22 protein-coding genes are annotated in these 14,603 nt (G+C 60.2%); 4 read left to right on the top strand and 18 right to left on the bottom strand.

The window, feature by feature from the left end:
* The first annotated feature begins 4 nt into the window (after window positions 1-4).
* Complete coding sequence (locus tag NE852_RS08625) at window positions 5-385, top strand: YkvA family protein (RefSeq protein WP_008521262.1); 381 nt, start codon at window positions 5-7, stop codon at window positions 383-385.
* Between the two features lie 23 nt (window positions 386-408).
* Window positions 409-762 (top strand): lysozyme inhibitor LprI family protein, encoded by a 354-nt coding sequence (locus NE852_RS08620; protein ID WP_008521263.1) that lies wholly within the window; start codon window positions 409-411, stop codon window positions 760-762.
* A 52-nt stretch (window positions 763-814) separates the two neighbouring features.
* Here the strand turns inward: NE852_RS08620 and ilvD are convergent, their stop codons facing one another.
* Window positions 815-2,653: a dihydroxy-acid dehydratase gene (ilvD, locus tag NE852_RS08615; protein WP_008521265.1), complete on the bottom strand. Its 1,839-nt coding sequence runs from the start codon at window positions 2,651-2,653 to the stop codon at window positions 815-817.
* Window positions 2,654-2,986: 333 nt separating this feature from the next.
* On the opposite strand from ilvD, the gene msrP reads away from it, so the two are divergent.
* A complete protein-coding gene (gene msrP, locus NE852_RS08610) occupies window positions 2,987-3,934 on the top strand; it encodes a protein-methionine-sulfoxide reductase catalytic subunit MsrP (RefSeq protein ID WP_008521275.1) in 948 nt (315 codons plus the stop codon).
* Complete coding sequence (msrQ, locus tag NE852_RS08605; protein ID WP_008521276.1) at window positions 3,934-4,590, top strand: protein-methionine-sulfoxide reductase heme-binding subunit MsrQ; 657 nt, start codon at window positions 3,934-3,936, stop codon at window positions 4,588-4,590. Before msrP ends, msrQ begins: the two co-directional genes overlap by 1 nt.
* A gap of 7 nt (window positions 4,591-4,597) precedes the next feature.
* Here msrQ and NE852_RS08600 read toward each other — a convergent pair whose 3' ends face one another.
* The 17 genes from NE852_RS08600 to rplN all read right to left on the bottom strand — a co-directional run bounded on the left by NE852_RS08600 (window position 4,598) and on the right by rplN (window position 14,515).
* Window positions 4,598-5,038: a DUF2809 domain-containing protein gene (locus tag NE852_RS08600; protein WP_374992005.1), complete on the bottom strand. Its 441-nt coding sequence runs from the start codon at window positions 5,036-5,038 to the stop codon at window positions 4,598-4,600.
* 128 nt (window positions 5,039-5,166) lie between these two features.
* A complete protein-coding gene (gene rplQ, locus NE852_RS08595; RefSeq protein WP_008521282.1) occupies window positions 5,167-5,589 on the bottom strand; it encodes a 50S ribosomal protein L17 in 423 nt (140 codons plus the stop codon).
* A 124-nt stretch (window positions 5,590-5,713) separates the two neighbouring features.
* Entirely contained in the window at window positions 5,714-6,724 is a 1,011-nt protein-coding gene (locus NE852_RS08590) for a DNA-directed RNA polymerase subunit alpha (RefSeq protein WP_008521283.1), read from the bottom strand.
* A gap of 97 nt (window positions 6,725-6,821) precedes the next feature.
* On the bottom strand, window positions 6,822-7,211 hold the full coding sequence (gene rpsK / locus NE852_RS08585) for a 30S ribosomal protein S11 (protein ID WP_003547577.1): 390 nt from the start codon (window positions 7,209-7,211) through the stop codon (window positions 6,822-6,824).
* Between the two features lie 133 nt (window positions 7,212-7,344).
* A complete protein-coding gene (gene rpsM / locus NE852_RS08580; RefSeq protein WP_008521297.1) occupies window positions 7,345-7,713 on the bottom strand; it encodes a 30S ribosomal protein S13 in 369 nt (122 codons plus the stop codon).
* Window positions 7,714-7,935: 222 nt separating this feature from the next.
* The gene (locus tag NE852_RS08575) at window positions 7,936-8,586 is read right to left on the bottom strand and encodes an adenylate kinase (protein ID WP_008521300.1); all 651 of its coding nucleotides are present in this window, start codon (window positions 8,584-8,586) and stop codon (window positions 7,936-7,938) included.
* A complete protein-coding gene (gene secY, locus NE852_RS08570) occupies window positions 8,583-9,923 on the bottom strand; it encodes a preprotein translocase subunit SecY (protein ID WP_008521302.1) in 1,341 nt (446 codons plus the stop codon). The genes NE852_RS08575 and secY overlap by 4 nt, the downstream gene beginning before the upstream one ends.
* Window positions 9,924-10,158: 235 nt before the next feature.
* Entirely contained in the window at window positions 10,159-10,638 is a 480-nt protein-coding gene (gene rplO, locus NE852_RS08565) for a 50S ribosomal protein L15 (RefSeq protein WP_008521303.1), read from the bottom strand.
* A gap of 16 nt (window positions 10,639-10,654) precedes the next feature.
* Window positions 10,655-10,864, bottom strand: coding sequence for a 50S ribosomal protein L30 (gene rpmD, locus NE852_RS08560; RefSeq protein ID WP_003547566.1), 210 nt, complete (start codon window positions 10,862-10,864; stop codon window positions 10,655-10,657).
* 13 nt (window positions 10,865-10,877) lie between these two features.
* Entirely contained in the window at window positions 10,878-11,447 is a 570-nt protein-coding gene (gene rpsE / locus NE852_RS08555; protein WP_003573784.1) for a 30S ribosomal protein S5, read from the bottom strand.
* Window positions 11,448-11,577: 130 nt separating this feature from the next.
* Window positions 11,578-11,940, bottom strand: a complete 363-nt coding sequence (rplR, locus tag NE852_RS08550; protein ID WP_008521307.1) for a 50S ribosomal protein L18 — start codon at window positions 11,938-11,940, stop codon at window positions 11,578-11,580.
* Between the two features lie 12 nt (window positions 11,941-11,952).
* On the bottom strand, window positions 11,953-12,486 hold the full coding sequence (rplF, locus tag NE852_RS08545) for a 50S ribosomal protein L6 (protein WP_008521309.1): 534 nt from the start codon (window positions 12,484-12,486) through the stop codon (window positions 11,953-11,955).
* Between the two features lie 42 nt (window positions 12,487-12,528).
* Window positions 12,529-12,927 carry a 30S ribosomal protein S8 gene (gene rpsH, locus NE852_RS08540; RefSeq protein ID WP_003547562.1) on the bottom strand — a complete coding sequence of 133 codons (399 nt, stop codon included), beginning with the start codon at window positions 12,925-12,927 and terminating at the stop codon, window positions 12,529-12,531.
* 12 nt (window positions 12,928-12,939) lie between these two features.
* Window positions 12,940-13,245, bottom strand: a complete 306-nt coding sequence (gene rpsN / locus NE852_RS08535) for a 30S ribosomal protein S14 (protein ID WP_003573787.1) — start codon at window positions 13,243-13,245, stop codon at window positions 12,940-12,942.
* 32 nt (window positions 13,246-13,277) lie between these two features.
* Window positions 13,278-13,835 carry a 50S ribosomal protein L5 gene (rplE, locus tag NE852_RS08530; RefSeq protein WP_004674930.1) on the bottom strand — a complete coding sequence of 186 codons (558 nt, stop codon included), beginning with the start codon at window positions 13,833-13,835 and terminating at the stop codon, window positions 13,278-13,280.
* Entirely contained in the window at window positions 13,828-14,136 is a 309-nt protein-coding gene (gene rplX / locus NE852_RS08525; protein ID WP_008521328.1) for a 50S ribosomal protein L24, read from the bottom strand. The genes rplE and rplX overlap by 8 nt, the downstream gene beginning before the upstream one ends.
* Window positions 14,137-14,146: 10 nt before the next feature.
* Entirely contained in the window at window positions 14,147-14,515 is a 369-nt protein-coding gene (rplN, locus tag NE852_RS08520) for a 50S ribosomal protein L14 (protein ID WP_003573790.1), read from the bottom strand.
* Window positions 14,516-14,603: the final 88 nt, after the last annotated feature.

Genomic DNA, 14,603 nt, shown 5'->3' with positions numbered 1-14,603 from the left:
GGCCATGCAACTGATATCAAAAGCCAAAACCTGGGCGAAGTCACTGAAGCGTGACATCGTCGCCCTATGGCTTGCCGCCGGGGACCGGCGCGTGCCCCGGTACGCGAAAGGGGTGGCCGGCGCCGTTGCCGCCTACGCGCTGTCGCCGATCGATCTCATCCCAGATTTCATTCCCGTGCTCGGCTATCTCGATGATCTCGTCATCGTGCCGCTCGGCATCCTGCTGGCAACGCGGCTCGTTCCGGCCGACGTCATGCGCGAATTGCGCGAGGAAGCCGCACGACGCATCGAGCGCCCCTCCGGCCGGTCCGGACTGATCTTCATCCTTGCCGTCTGGCTCGTCTGCATCATCTTCCTGGCTCTGGCCTTGCGCAAGCTGGCCTGAACGACGGCAACAGGGACACTTGGATGATGACGACAAAAGCGATGACGGCGGCCTTTGGTTTGGCGATCCTGATTTCCTCATCGAATGTGACCGCGGCCGCCAGCTTCGATTGCGATGCGAAGGAATTGAAGGCCGATGAAAAGGTCATCTGCGACACTCGTGCGCTCAATGATGCCGATGTGAAGATGGCGACGACCTTCGAACTTCTCTCCGGCCTGCTTGCGATGGGCTCGCGCGGAACCCTGCAGGACGAACAGACGGCATGGCTGAAGAAGCGACAGGAATGCGCCGCTGATGCCGCCTGCCTGAAGGCCGCCTATGACGAACGGCTTAAGCAATTGGGCGAGACCTATAAAAACATCAACCGGCCGCTGTGAAAGCGACCGGCTGGATAAGCAACCGACTTTTAATCAGTGGGTTCGCCGTAGGTCAGCGGGCGTTCAAATCACGCACGGCGCCGCGGTCGGCGCTGGTTGCGAAGGCTGCATACGCCTTCAGCGCGGTCGTGACATTGCGCTTGCGGACTTCCGTGGGATGCCAACCCTTGCCGTCCTGCTCGACGCGGCGGGTGGCGAGCTCGGCTTCGCTGACGCGCAGGCTGATCGTGCGGTTCGGGATGTCGATATCGATCATGTCGCCTTCGCGCACCAGACCGATCGTGCCGCCGTTTGCCGCTTCCGGCGAGACGTGGCCAATCGAAAGGCCGGAGGTGCCGCCGGAGAAGCGGCCATCGGTGATAAGCGCGCAGGCCTTGCCGAGGCCCTTCGACTTCAGATAGCTCGTCGGATAGAGCATTTCCTGCATGCCTGGGCCACCCTTCGGGCCTTCGTAGCGGATGACGACGACGTCGCCTGATTTGACCTCATTGGCGAGAATCGCCTTGACGGAGGCATCCTGGCTTTCGAAGACGCGAGCGGGGCCGGAGAATTTCAGGATCGATTCATCGACGCCAGCCGTCTTGACGATGCAGCCGTCGATCGCGAGATTGCCCTTGAGCACAGCAAGGCCGCCGTCCTTGGAGAAGGGATGCTCGACCGAGCGGATGACACCGTTCTGGCGATCGGTGTCGAGTTCGTCCCAGCGGGCTTCCTGGCTGAACGCGACCTGGGTCGGGATGCCGCCGGGGGCGGCGCGATAGAAGTTGCGGACCGTTTCGCTATTGGTGCGGGTGATATCCCAGCGATCGATCGCATCGCCAAGCGTCTCGGCATGAACGGTCGGGCAATCGCGGTTCAAGAGGCCGCCCTTGTCGAGCTCTCCGAGGATCGACATGATGCCGCCGGCGCGGTGGACGTCCTCCATATGCACGTCGCTCTTGGCGGGCGCCACCTTCGACAGGCACGGCACGCGGCGCGACAGCGCATCGATATCGGTCATGGTGAAATCGACTTCGCCTTCATGGGCGGCGGCAAGGATGTGCAAGACCGTGTTGGTCGAACCGCCCATGGCGATATCGAGCGCCATGGCATTCTCGAAGGCCTGCTTGGAGGCGATGGTGCGCGGCAGCGCCTTGACGTCGTCTTGCTCGTAATAGCGGCGGGCGAGATCGACGATCAGGTGGCCGGCTTCGACGAAGAGGCGCTTGCGATCGGCATGGGTGGCGAGCGTCGAGCCGTTGCCGGGCAACGACAGGCCAAGCGCTTCCGTCAGGCAGTTCATCGAGTTTGCGGTAAACATGCCGGAGCACGAACCGCAGGTCGGACAGGCCGAACGCTCGATGACCTTGACGTCTTCATCGGAGATCTTGTCGTCGGCAGCGGCGACCATGGCATCGACAAGGTCCAGCGCATGCGTCTTGCCGTGCAGCACGACCTTGCCGGCTTCCATTGGACCGCCCGATACGAAGACTGTCGGGATGTTGAGGCGCAGGGACGCCATCAGCATGCCGGGCGTGATCTTGTCGCAGTTGGAAATGCAGACCATGGCGTCGGCGCAATGGGCATTGACCATGTATTCGACGCTGTCGGCGATGAGTTCGCGCGAGGGCAGCGAATAGAGCATGCCGTCATGGCCCATGGCGATACCGTCGTCGACGGCGATCGTGTTGAATTCCTTGGCGACGCCCCCGGCTGCCTCGATTTCGCGAGCGACGAGCTGGCCGAGATCCTTCAGATGCACGTGGCCGGGCACGAACTGGGTGAAGGAATTCACCACCGCGATGATCGGCTTGCCGAAATCCGAATCCTTCATGCCCGTGGCGCGCCAAAGGCCGCGCGCGCCTGCCATGTTGCGTCCGTGGGTCGTGGTTCTGGAACGGTAAGCTGGCATCGGTGTCTTCCTCGATATCTAGGAATTGTCAGGCGAAGCGGGCCGCTGTGGAGCTTGCCGGCCAGGCGATCGCTGCTTTTTGGAATTGTCCTAATCCAATCGATGGAGACTGTCACTACCGTGAAGGCCAAATCCGGTACGCTGCCGGATGGAGCGATGTGATGCGCATCGATCATATTCGGTTCGAGAAGGCATCTGGTTACAGCTTATTCCTCACGACCGAACACAAAAAATTGGCTTCCCGTCGCTGATATTCAGGGCATAGAGATTGATCCGAATATGCGGGTGGTTCGTTTAAGACTATATTCGGAAAGCCGCGCTGGAGGTTTTGACATGCCAAGCTACCGCCCACCGAAGATCGCCTCATCGGAGATCACGCCGCGCCAGGTCTATGTGCGCCGCCGTGAATTCCTGGGCGCTGCAGCGCTTGGCGCCATGGCGCTCTACGGCGCCGGCAAGGCGAGCGCGGCTGCGCTTTCCGCCGTCCAAAGCAAGTACAAGGTTGATGAGAAGACGACGCCGCTCAAGGATGTGACGACCTACAACAACTTCTATGAATTCGGCCTCGACAAGGGTGATCCTGCCGCTCTTTCCGGCGATTTCAAGCCGCTCCCCTGGACGGTCAAGGTCGACGGCATGGTCAACAAGCCCGGCACCTTCGACATCGAAGCGCTGATGAAGGAGTTCCCGATCGAGGAACGCACCTATCGGATGCGTTGCGTCGAGGCCTGGTCGATGGTCATTCCCTGGAACGGCTTCCCTCTGGCATCGCTGCTCGACAAGGTGGAGCCGCTCGGCAGCGCCAAATACGTCGCCTTCGAAACCGTCGTGCGGCCAGAGGAAATGCCGGGGCAGAAGGGTTTCTTCCAATCGCTCGACTGGCCCTATGTCGAGGGGCTGCGTCTCGACGAAGCGCGCCACCCGCTGACGCTGCTTGCTGTCGGGCTCTACGGCGAAACGCTGCCGAACCAGAACGGCGCGCCGATCCGCCTTGTCGTGCCGTGGAAATACGGCTTCAAGGGCATCAAGTCGATCGTCCGGATCACACTCACCGACCAGCAGCCGAAGAACACCTGGCAAGTGACCAACCGGCAGGAGTATGGCTTCTATGCCAACGTCAATCCGGCCGTCGATCATCCCCGCTGGAGCCAGGCCACCGAACGGCGCATAGGCGAAAGCGGCTTCTTCGGCGCCAGCCGCCACCCCACCCTGCCCTTCAACGGCTATGCCGATGAGGTGGCGAGCCTTTATGCCGGCATGGACCTGAAGGCGAATTTCTGATGGCGGAATTGTCGCTTGCCATCCCGAAGCGCTGGCAGCCCGCCTCCGTCTGGCTGCTTTATGCCGTGGGGCTCGTGCCTGCAGCCTGGACCTTCTATCTAGGCGCAACCGATCAGCTCGGCGCCGATCCGGTCAAGACCTTCGAGCTCTTCCTCGGCATCTGGACGATCCGTTTTCTGATCGCAACCCTTGCCGTCTCCCCTGCCCGTGAGCTTTTCGGCTGGAACTATCTGCGCTATCGCCGCGCGCTCGGCCTTTTGACCTTCTACTACGCGCTGATGCATTTCACCGTCTATATGGTGCTCGACCAGGCAATGGATGTCCAAGCCGTCATCAACGACGTGCTGAAGCGCCCCTTCATCATGTTCGGCATGGCGGGGCTGGCGATGCTCGCGCCGCTGGCGGCGACATCCAACAATTTCTCCATCCGCCGGCTCGGCAATAACTGGATCTGGCTGCATCGCCTCGTCTACATCATCGCCGCCTGCGGAGCGCTGCATTTCGCGCTCTCGACCAAGATCCTCGACCTCCAGCAATATATCTATGTCGGACTGATCATTGCGCTGATCCTCTACCGCTCTTATCGGCCGATTGCGCGCAGCCGAAAGAAAGGTCAGGGGCGATCGCGCCAGAGGGCGGTGGCTCCAGCCTCGTGAAGACCGGTTATCGGCGGGATCGCATTGCCGGCCGCGCCTGATCGAGCACGCAGGCCATGGCGATTCCAATCACGTAGGCCAATATGTTCCAGAGCGAGAATATACGGCCGAGCAGCAATGCGCCCGCAGTGGTCAACCGAAACGCATCGAGCCAGGGCGTGTGATAGAGCCGGAACAATTCGACTGAGATCGTCACGAACAGCGCCATGGCGACAATTGCCGCCGGTCGCAATCTCCCGAAAAACAGCGCCAGCAGCAGATAGACCATCGCGCCCCACAGGGCCGATCCGCCGTATTTGACGACAATGAACGGCAGATCGATTGCGTAGCCAAAGCGCCTCAGCGCCAGTCCGAGGGCGATGACGAAAAGCAAGGTGGCGAGACGGCGGAGCTGTGGTCGAGGCCCGGTTTGAATCATTTTACGCAATTGAGCTTGTCCCGTCACCATCTCGGCCAATTGACCGCCCGAGATGCAGATATGGCATTGTAGGTAGGCCGGTCGCCCAGCCAATACACAAACGAAAACAGCCGGGCTTTGCAGCACCGGCTGTCCTGTTTCCGGCGAAGCGGAAAATCTTAGGCTGCTACGGCCTGCTCTTCGGCAGCGACGCGGGCCTTGTCGGCTGCGCCCTTGGCATAGGTGTCGCGGTCAACGAATTCGACGACGGCCATGGCGGCATTGTCGCCCTGACGGAAGCCGGCCTTCATGATGCGCAGGTAGCCGCCGTTGCGGGTGGCGTAGCGCGTTGCGATCGTGTCGAACAGCTTCGAGACGACGGCGACGTCGCGGATCTGCGATATCGCCTGACGGCGAGCGTGCAGGTCGCCGCGCTTGCCGAGCGTGACGAGCTTCTCGACGATCGGGCGGATTTCCTTGGCCTTCGGCAGGGTCGTGACGATCTGCTCGTGGGTGATCAGCGAAGCCGCCATGTTGGCGAACATCGCCTTGCGGTGGCTTGCAGTTCTGTTCAGCTTGCGGCCGGCCTTTGCGTGGCGCATTGCTATTCTCCTTTAATGCAGAGCCCTTACTTCGTTACCGGGCCTGCCGTTTCCTGGCACATGCAGGCGATATGCCTGCTGTTTGACGGGGAAAGGCAGTCGAAAGAGCCTGCCTTTTGTTTTCTCAGTATTGGTCTTCGTAACGCTTGGCGAGATCTTCGATGTTCTCGGGCGGCCATGCCGGCACTTCCATGCCGAGGTGCAGGCCCATGGAAGCGAGAACTTCCTTGATTTCGTTCAGCGACTTGCGACCAAAATTCGGTGTGCGGAGCATTTCTGCTTCGGTCTTCTGAATGAGGTCGCCGATGTAGACGATGTTGTCGTTCTTCAGGCAGTTTGCCGAACGGACCGACAGTTCGAGTTCGTCCACCTTCTTGAGGAGAGCCGGGTTGAAAGCGAGTTCGGTGACTGCTTCCTCTTCGGTTTCCTTCTGCGGCTCGTCGAAGTTGACGAAGACGCCAAGCTGATCCTGGAGAATGCGCGCCGCGAAAGCGACGGCATCTTCGCCGGTGATCGAGCCATCGGTTTCGATGGTCATGTTCAGCTTGTCGTAGTCGAGAACCTGTCCTTCGCGGGTATTTTCAACCTTGTAGGACACCTTCTTGACCGGCGAGTAGAGGCTGTCGACCGGGATGAGGCCGATCGGAGCGTCTTCCGCACGATTGCGTTCGGCCGGAACGTAGCCCTTGCCGTTGTTGACGGTGAATTCCATACGGATTTCGGCGCCCTCGTCGAGCGTGCAGATGACATGCTCGGGGTTGAGGATTTCGATATCGCCGACCGTCTGGATGTCGCCAGCGGTGACAACGCCCGGGCCCTGCTTGCGCACGACCATGCGCTTTGCGTCGTCGCCATCCATCTTGATGGCGATTTCCTTGATGTTCAGCACGATATCCGTGACGTCTTCGCGGACGCCCGGAATCGAGGAGAATTCATGCAGCACGCCATCGATCTGCACCGCCGTGACGGCAGCACCGCGCAGCGAGGAGAGCAGAACGCGACGAAGCGCATTGCCGAGGGTGAGGCCGAAGCCGCGCTCCAGGGGTTCGGCAACAAGCGTCGCCTTGGTGCGCGAGCTCGAAGAGAACTCCACCTTGTTCGGCTTGATCAGTTCCTGCCAGTTCTTCTGAATCATGAGTTTGCCTTCCGTTCGTTGCCACCATCCAATCGTGGCAACCGAGCTTGAAAACCACCGGGAGCGCGAAGGCGCTCACCGGTGACGAGAGCGATGATCAGACGCGGCGCTTCTTGCGCGGACGGCAGCCATTGTGCGGGATCGGGGTCACGTCGCGGATGGACGTGATCATGAAACCCGCAGCCTGGAGCGCGCGCAGAGCCGATTCACGACCCGAACCCGGGCCGCAGACTTCGACTTCCAGCGACTTCATGCCGTGCTCCTGGGCCTTCTTGGCGCAGTCTTCGGCAGCGATCTGGGCAGCGAACGGGGTCGACTTGCGCGAGCCCTTGAAGCCCTTGGCGCCAGCCGACGACCAGGCAATCGCATTGCCCTGCGCATCGGTGATGGTGATCATCGTGTTGTTGAAGGTCGAGTTGACGTGAGCGACACCCGACGAGATATTCTTGCGCTCACGACGGCGAACGCGGACGGCTTCCTTAGCCATGGTATTCCTTTCGTTGATCTCTTCACCGCCGTAATGCCAGCGGCTACACCGGAACGGCGCCTATTTGACCCCGCTCCAAACTCAAAAGAGGCCGGCGCAGACCGCCAGCCTCCCTACTCCGGCTTCCCGGAAATTACTTCTTCTTGCCAGCGATTGCCTTTGCCGGACCCTTGCGGGTGCGGGCATTGGTATGCGTGCGCTGACCGCGGACCGGAAGGCCGCGGCGATGGCGCAGGCCGCGGTAGCAGCCGAGGTCCATCAGGCGCTTGATATTCATCGCGGTTTCGCGACGAAGATCACCCTCGACCTGATAGTCGCGGTCGATGGCTTCGCGGATCTGAAGGACTTCAGCATCCGTCAGCTGATGCACACGACGTTCAGCCGGGATACCGACCTTCTCGACGATTTCCTGTGCGAATTTCGGACCGATCCCGTGAATGTAGGTCAGCGCTATAACAACGCGCTTTGCAGTCGGGATGTTGACGCCAGCGATACGTGCCACGCCTGTTCTCCTTGCATTCCAGTTGCCATCCGGCAAGTGGGCTTCGTTATGCGGTCCTTAGAACCGCCCGTTCAAATTTAGGTCCGCAACATGTCAAAACGACCGAACCCGGACTTCCCTGGGAAATCCGCGCCGATCGCATGGAATGTCGCGAGTTGGCGCGGTGTTTAGCGGAATCACTGCTGAAAAGCAACCGTTCCGCCAAGTTTTATTTTCAAAGCCTTAAAGCTTGGAAAGAATGCTTTCGACTTCGGCGGTCACCTGATCGATCTCCGCCATGCCGTCCACGGACCTGAGCTTGCCCTTGGCATGGTAGTAGCCGATCAGTGGCGAGGTTTCCTTGTAGTAGACCTGCAGCCGGGCCGTCATCGTCTCCGGAGTGTCGTCCGGGCGGCGTTTGAAGTGCGTGGAACCGCACTTGTCGCAAACGCCCTCGTTCGCCGGAACCTTGTCGGTGTCGTGATAGACGCTGCCGCACTGCGCACAGGAGTAGCGACCGGCAACGCGCCGAACCAGTTCGGCGTCATCGACACGGAATTCGATGACGACGGAGAGATCCAGACCCTTTGCCTTCAGCATCGCCTCGGTGGCATCCGCCTGGACCAACGTCCTGGGAAAGCCGTCGAGAATGAAACCGTTGGCGCAATCCGGCTGATCGATTCGCTCAGAAACGATGGCGATGACGATCTCATCTGAGACGAGCTTGCCGGCGTCCATGACAGCCTTGGCGCGCCTGCCGATTTCAGTACCAGCCTGAACGGCTGCGCGCAGCATGTCCCCCGTGGAAAGCTGCGGAATGCCGTGCTTTTCCACGATCCGCTGGGCCTGGGTTCCCTTACCCGCGCCCGGCGGCCCCAAAAGGATAAGTCTCATCGCCCCCTCTTTCCTCCACGCAACTTCGATTTCTTGATCAGGCCTTCGTATTGCTGCGCGATCAGGTGACCCTGGATCTGTGCAACCGTATCAAGAGTTACGCTAACCACGATCAAAAGCGAAGTCCCACCAAGGGATAATGGGATGCCGGTTTGCGACACCAGAATCTCCGGCAGGATGCAGACGAAGACGAGATAGATTGCGCCGATCATCGTGATGCGGGTCAGCACGTAGTCGATGTATTCGGCGGTACGTTCACCCGGACGGATGCCGGGAATGAAGCCGCCATGCTTCTTCAGATTGTCCGCCGTGTCCTTCGGATTGAAGACGATGGCCGTATAGAAGAAGGCGAAGAAGGCGATCAGCGCGGCATAGAGCACCATGTAGAGCGGCCGGCCGTGACCGAGCGCCGCGACAATGGAAGTCGCCCAGCCCGGCATCGAGGTCGTGCTGGCGAAGCCTGCAATCGTCGCCGGCAGAAGCAGCAGCGAGGATGCGAAGATCGCCGGAATGACGCCGGAAGTGTTCAACTTCAGCGGTAGGTGCGAAGTATCGCCCTGGAACATGCGATTGCCGACCTGGCGCTTCGGATACTGGATCAGCAGGCGGCGCTGGGCGCGCTCGACGAAGACGATGACACCGATGACGAGGATCGCGACGACAATGACGAGCAGGATGAGGCTGGTCGACAGCGCGCCGGTGCGGCCGAGTTCGAGGGTACCGGCAAGAGCTGTCGGAAGACCGGCTGCGATACCGGCGAAGATGATCAGCGAAATGCCGTTGCCGATGCCGCGCGAAGTGATCTGCTCGCCGAGCCACATCAGGAACATCGTGCCGCCGAGCAGTGTCAGCACGGTAGAAACGCGGAAGAACCAGCCCGGATCGACGACAAGGCCCTGGCCGCTCTCAAGGCCGGCGGCGATGCCGTAAGCCTGCAGCGCGCCGAGAATGACGGTGCCGTAGCGGGTGTACTGGTTGATGATCTTGCGGCCCTGCTCGCCTTCCTTCTTCAGGTTTTCGAGCGCCGGCACGACCGAGGTCATGAGCTGCACGATGATCGAAGCGGAAATGTAGGGCATGATGCCGAGCGCGAAGATCGCCATGCGCTGAACGGCGCCGCCCGAGAACATGTTGAAAAGGCCGAGAATACCGCCTGCCTGGCCGCGGAAAGCCTGGGCATAGGCTTCGGGATTGAGACCCGGAAGCGGAATATGGGTGCCGAGCCTGTAGACGAGGAGAGCTGCCAGTGTGAACCACAGGCGCTTCTTCAAATCCTCGGCTTTGGCAAAGGTCGAAAAATTGAGGTTGGATGCCAATTGTTCCGCTGCAGAAGCCATGCGATTCTCCGCGCTACCAATTCCGGCGTCTCTGGGGAAATAGCCGGCCCCGGAATCAGTATGAAAATTATTCAAAACCGGGTTTGGAACGGATTGCAGCGCAACCCCATGCCTCACCCTTGTTTTCCAGTCTTACCGGCATGACGCGGGCGCGCCAGCCAAGTTTTTGTGAGGCCCACATATGGGAGCAAAATCGCCCGGTGTGAAGCACCCCGGGCGATATATCATCAGATTATTATTCGGCAGCGGCTGCCGGAGCCGAAAGCAGAGTTACCTTGCCGCCGGCCTTTTCGATCTTCTCGACCGCAGGCTTGGAGGCGCCTGCAACTTCGAGCGTGATCTTCGCCTTGAGCTCGCCGTCGGCGAGAACGCGAACGCCGTCCTTGGCGCGACGGATGACACCGGCGGCCTTGAGAGCAGCTGCATCAACAGTTGCCTTGGCGTCGAGCTTGCCGGCATCGATCGCTGCCTGAATGCGGCCGAGCGATACAACAACAAAATCGGAAGCGAAAATGTTGTTGAAGCCGCGCTTCGGCAGGCGACGGTAGATGGGCATCTGACCGCCTTCGAAGCCGTTGATGGCGACGCCCGAACGGGACTTCTGACCCTTTACGCCGCGACCGCCGGTCTTGCCGGAACCCGAGCCGATACCGCGGCCGAGGCGCTTGCGGCTGTGGGTCGAGCCTTCGTTGTCCTTGATTTCATTGAGTTTCATGAGCGTTTCCTCCGTCTCACTTCTCGTCGACGACGCGAACGAGATGCTGGACAGCACGGATCATGCCACGAACGGAAGGAGTGTCCTCCAGCGTGCGGCGACGGTGCATCTTGTTCAGTCCGAGACCGATCAGCGTACGCTGCTGGACATCCGGACGGCGAATCGGGCTGCCGATCTGTTCGATCGTGACGGTCTTCGCTTCAGCCTTCTTGGTAGCCTTGGCCATTGGTCAGCTCCTCTTATTCTTCAGAGGCGTTGCCGGAGGCGCTACGACGAGCCTGCAGCGTTGCATACTTGATGCCGCGCTGAGCTGCGATGTCCTTCGGGTGAACCTGGTGCTTCAGAGCGTCGAAGGTGGCGCGAACCATGTTGTAAGGGTTCGACGAACCGGTCGACTTGGCGACGACGTCGTGCATGCCGAGCGTTTCGAATACTGCGCGCATCGGACCACCGGCGATGATACCGGTACCAACCTTGGCCGAGCGCAGCAGAACCTTGCCGGCGCCATGGCGGCCATGAACGTCATGATGCAGCGTACGGCCGTCACGCAGTGGTACGAAGATCAGCTCGCGCTTGGCGGCTTCGGTTGCCTTGCGGATGGCTTCCGGCACTTCGCGTGCCTTGCCATGGCCGAAGCCGACGCGGCCCTTCTGGTCGCCGACGACGACGAGTGCTGCGAAACCGAAACGACGGCCGCCCTTGACGACCTTGGCGACGCGGTTGATCGCGACAAGCTTGTCGACGAATTCGCTATCGCGCTCTTCACGGCTCTGGCGGTCTTCCCGCTGCGGCCTTCTTTCCTGTGCCATTGTCCTCTTCCTTTTTCTTTTCCGGGTGCAATCGGCAAACAAATGTGGACCGCATCAGCCTCCCCTTTCGGAGAGTGCCGCGGTCCGGCGAAAATCCGGCCGGCGCTTGAGGCGTCCGGCCGGAAACTGATCAGAAGGTGAGACCGCCTTCGCGGGCAGCATCGGCGAGGGCCTTGATGCGGCCGTGATAGATGAAGGCGCCACGGTCGAACACGACTTCCGTAACTCCGGCCTTGGAGGCGCGCTCGGCAACGAGCTTGCCTACGACGGCGGCGGCGGCGGTATCGGCACCGGTCTTCAGAGAACCGCGCAGATCCTTCTCGAGAGTGGAGGCAGACGCAAGCGTCTTGCCAGCCACATCGTCGATGATCTGGGCGTAGATGTTCTTCGAGGAGCGATGAACCGACAGGCGCGGACGGCCATTGGCCACCGACTTGAGATGACGGCGCACGCGGTTGGCACGACGTGCAAGTGCTTCTTTCCTGCTAGCCATTTCGCGTGATCCTTACTTCTTCTTGCCTTCTTTGCGGACGATCCGCTCGTCAGCGTACTTGACGCCCTTGCCCTTATAGGGCTCAGGACCGCGATATTCGCGGATTTCAGCGGCGACCTGACCGACCTGCTGCTTATTGATGCCGGAGACAACAATTTCAGTTGGCTTCGGAACGGCGATCGTGATGCCGACCGGCGGCTCATAGATCACGTCGTGGCTGAAGCCGAGGGCCAGCTGCAGGTTCTTGCCCTGCAGGGCGGCGCGGTAACCGACGCCGTTGATTTCGAGCTTGCGCTCAAAGCCGTCCTTGACGCCCTTGAAGATGCCTTCGATCATCGTGCGGGACATGCCCCACTTCGAACGCGCATCCTTGGTCTGGTTCACGGGCGTCACAACGACCGCGTTGTTTTCGAGCTTGAGGCTGATTTCGTCGTTAGCAACGAAAAACAGCTCGCCCTTCGGGCCCTTTGCGGTAACCTTCTGGCCATCGACCGTAGCCGTGATCCCAGCAGGCACCTGAACGGGCTTCTTACCGATACGAGACATGTTTCAATCCTGTCTGTTCGCTATGGAGATCCCTGCCCAATCTTAGAAGACCGAGCAAAGAACCTCGCCACCAACGTTCTGTTCGCGAGCCTGGTGATCGGCCATCACACCCTTCGGAGTCGAAAGGATGGTGATGCCGAGGCCGTTCGCGACCTGCGGAATGGACTTGACCGAGACGTAAACCCGGCGGCCCGGCTTGGACACACGGCCGATCTCACGGATCACCGATGCGCCTTCATAATATTTCAGCTCGATGCTGAGTTCCGACTTGCCATTGCCGAAATCGACAACGGAATAGCCACGGATGTAGCCTTCGGACTGCAGGACATCGAGAACACGTGCGCGGAGCTTGGACGCAGGCGTCGAAACCGACGACTTGCGGCGGGAAGCGCCGTTACGGATACGGGTGAGCATATCGCCCAACGGATCAGTCATTGTCATCTAACCTGCTCCTTACCAGCTCGACTTGACGATGCCCGGCACCTTGCCGAGATTGCCCAGTTCACGCAGCGCAATACGCGACATGCGCAGTTTGCGGTAATATGCGCGCGGACGCCCCGAAACTTCGCAACGGTTGCGAATACGGGTCTTCGATCCATCACGCGGCAGGGATGCCAGCTTGATCGAGGCCTTGAACCGCTCTTCGATCGGAAGAGCCTGGTTCATGATGATCGCCTTCAACGCAGCCCGCTTAGCGGCCTGGTTGGCGACCGTAGTACGGCGGCGCTTGTTCTTTTCAACTGCGCTTGTCTTCGCCATGTCAGGTTCCTTTTCTACGCTCGTCGTTACGGTTATTGACGGAACGGGAAGCTGAACTCTTTCAGGAGAGCCCGTGCTTCGTCGTCGGTCGTCGCCGTCGTGCAAACGATGATGTCCATGCCCCACATCTGATCAACCTTGTCGTAGTTGATTTCAGGGAACACAATGTGCTCCTTGATGCCCATGGCGAAGTTGCCACGGCCGTCAAAGCTCTTCGGGTTCAGGCCGCGGAAGTCGCGAACGCGCGGGAGCGCGATGTTGACCAGGCGATCCAGGAACTCGTACATGCGGGCGCCGCGCAGGGTGACCTTCGCGCCGATCGGCATGTTTTCGCGGACCTTGAAGCCAGCGATAGAGTTGCGTGCACGGGTGATGACCGGCTTCTGACCAGCGATGGCAGCCAAGTCGGCAGCAGCAACGGTCGGCTTCTTGGAGTCAGCCGTAGCTTCGCCCACACCCATGTTGATAACGATCTTGTCGAGCTTCGGGATCATCATCTCGTTGGCGTAGGAGAACTTCTCCTGCATCGCCTTGCGGATGCGCTCGACATATTCCTTCTTGAGCCGCGGCTCGTACTTTGCCTCAGCCATCGATCACTTCTCCAGAACGCTTGGCCACACGGACCTTCTTGCCGTCAACGACCTTGAAACCGACGCGGGTCGGCTTGCCGTCCTTGTCGACGATTGCAATGTTGGACAGGTGAACCGGAGCTTCCTTGGCGATGATGCCGGCTTCCTGGGTCTGCGTCTGGCGCTGGTGGCGCTTGACGACGTTGACGCCACGGACGACCGCACGATCTTCCTTCGGCATAACCTGTACGACTTCGCCGGTGCGGCCCTTGTCCTTGCCAGCGAGCATGACGACCTTGTCGCCCTTACGAATCTTCTGCATCGTTCGCTCCTTACAGTACTTCGGGAGCCAGCGAGATGATCTTCATGTGGTTCTTGGCGCGAAGTTCGCGCGGAACCGGTCCGAAGATACGGGTGCCGATCGGCTCTTTCTTGTTGTCGATGAGGACTGCTGCGTTGGTGTCGAAGCGGATGACGGAGCCATCCGGACGACGGATGTCCTTGGCGGTACGAACGACAACCGCCTTCATCACGTCACCCTTCTTCACGCGGCCGCGCGGGATCGCTTCCTTGATCGAAACGACGATGACGTCGCCGATCGAGGCATACTTGCGCTTCGAGCCGCCCAGCACCTTGATGCACATGACACGACGCGCGCCGGAATTATCCGCGACGTCGAGGTTTGTTTGCATCTGAATCATATCAGGTCGCCTTCTTGGTTTACCGGAATGGTTGGGCCCAAGCCCCCTATTCCGGCTTATGAAAATGTTCGCCGGCCGCTTGCCGAAA

The sequence above is a fragment of the Rhizobium sp. Pop5 genome, from assembly GCF_024721175.1.
Lineage (GTDB): Bacteria > Pseudomonadota > Alphaproteobacteria > Rhizobiales > Rhizobiaceae > Rhizobium.
Note: the sequence above shows the minus strand (reverse complement) of the source record. Positions and strands in the feature narration are given on the sequence as shown.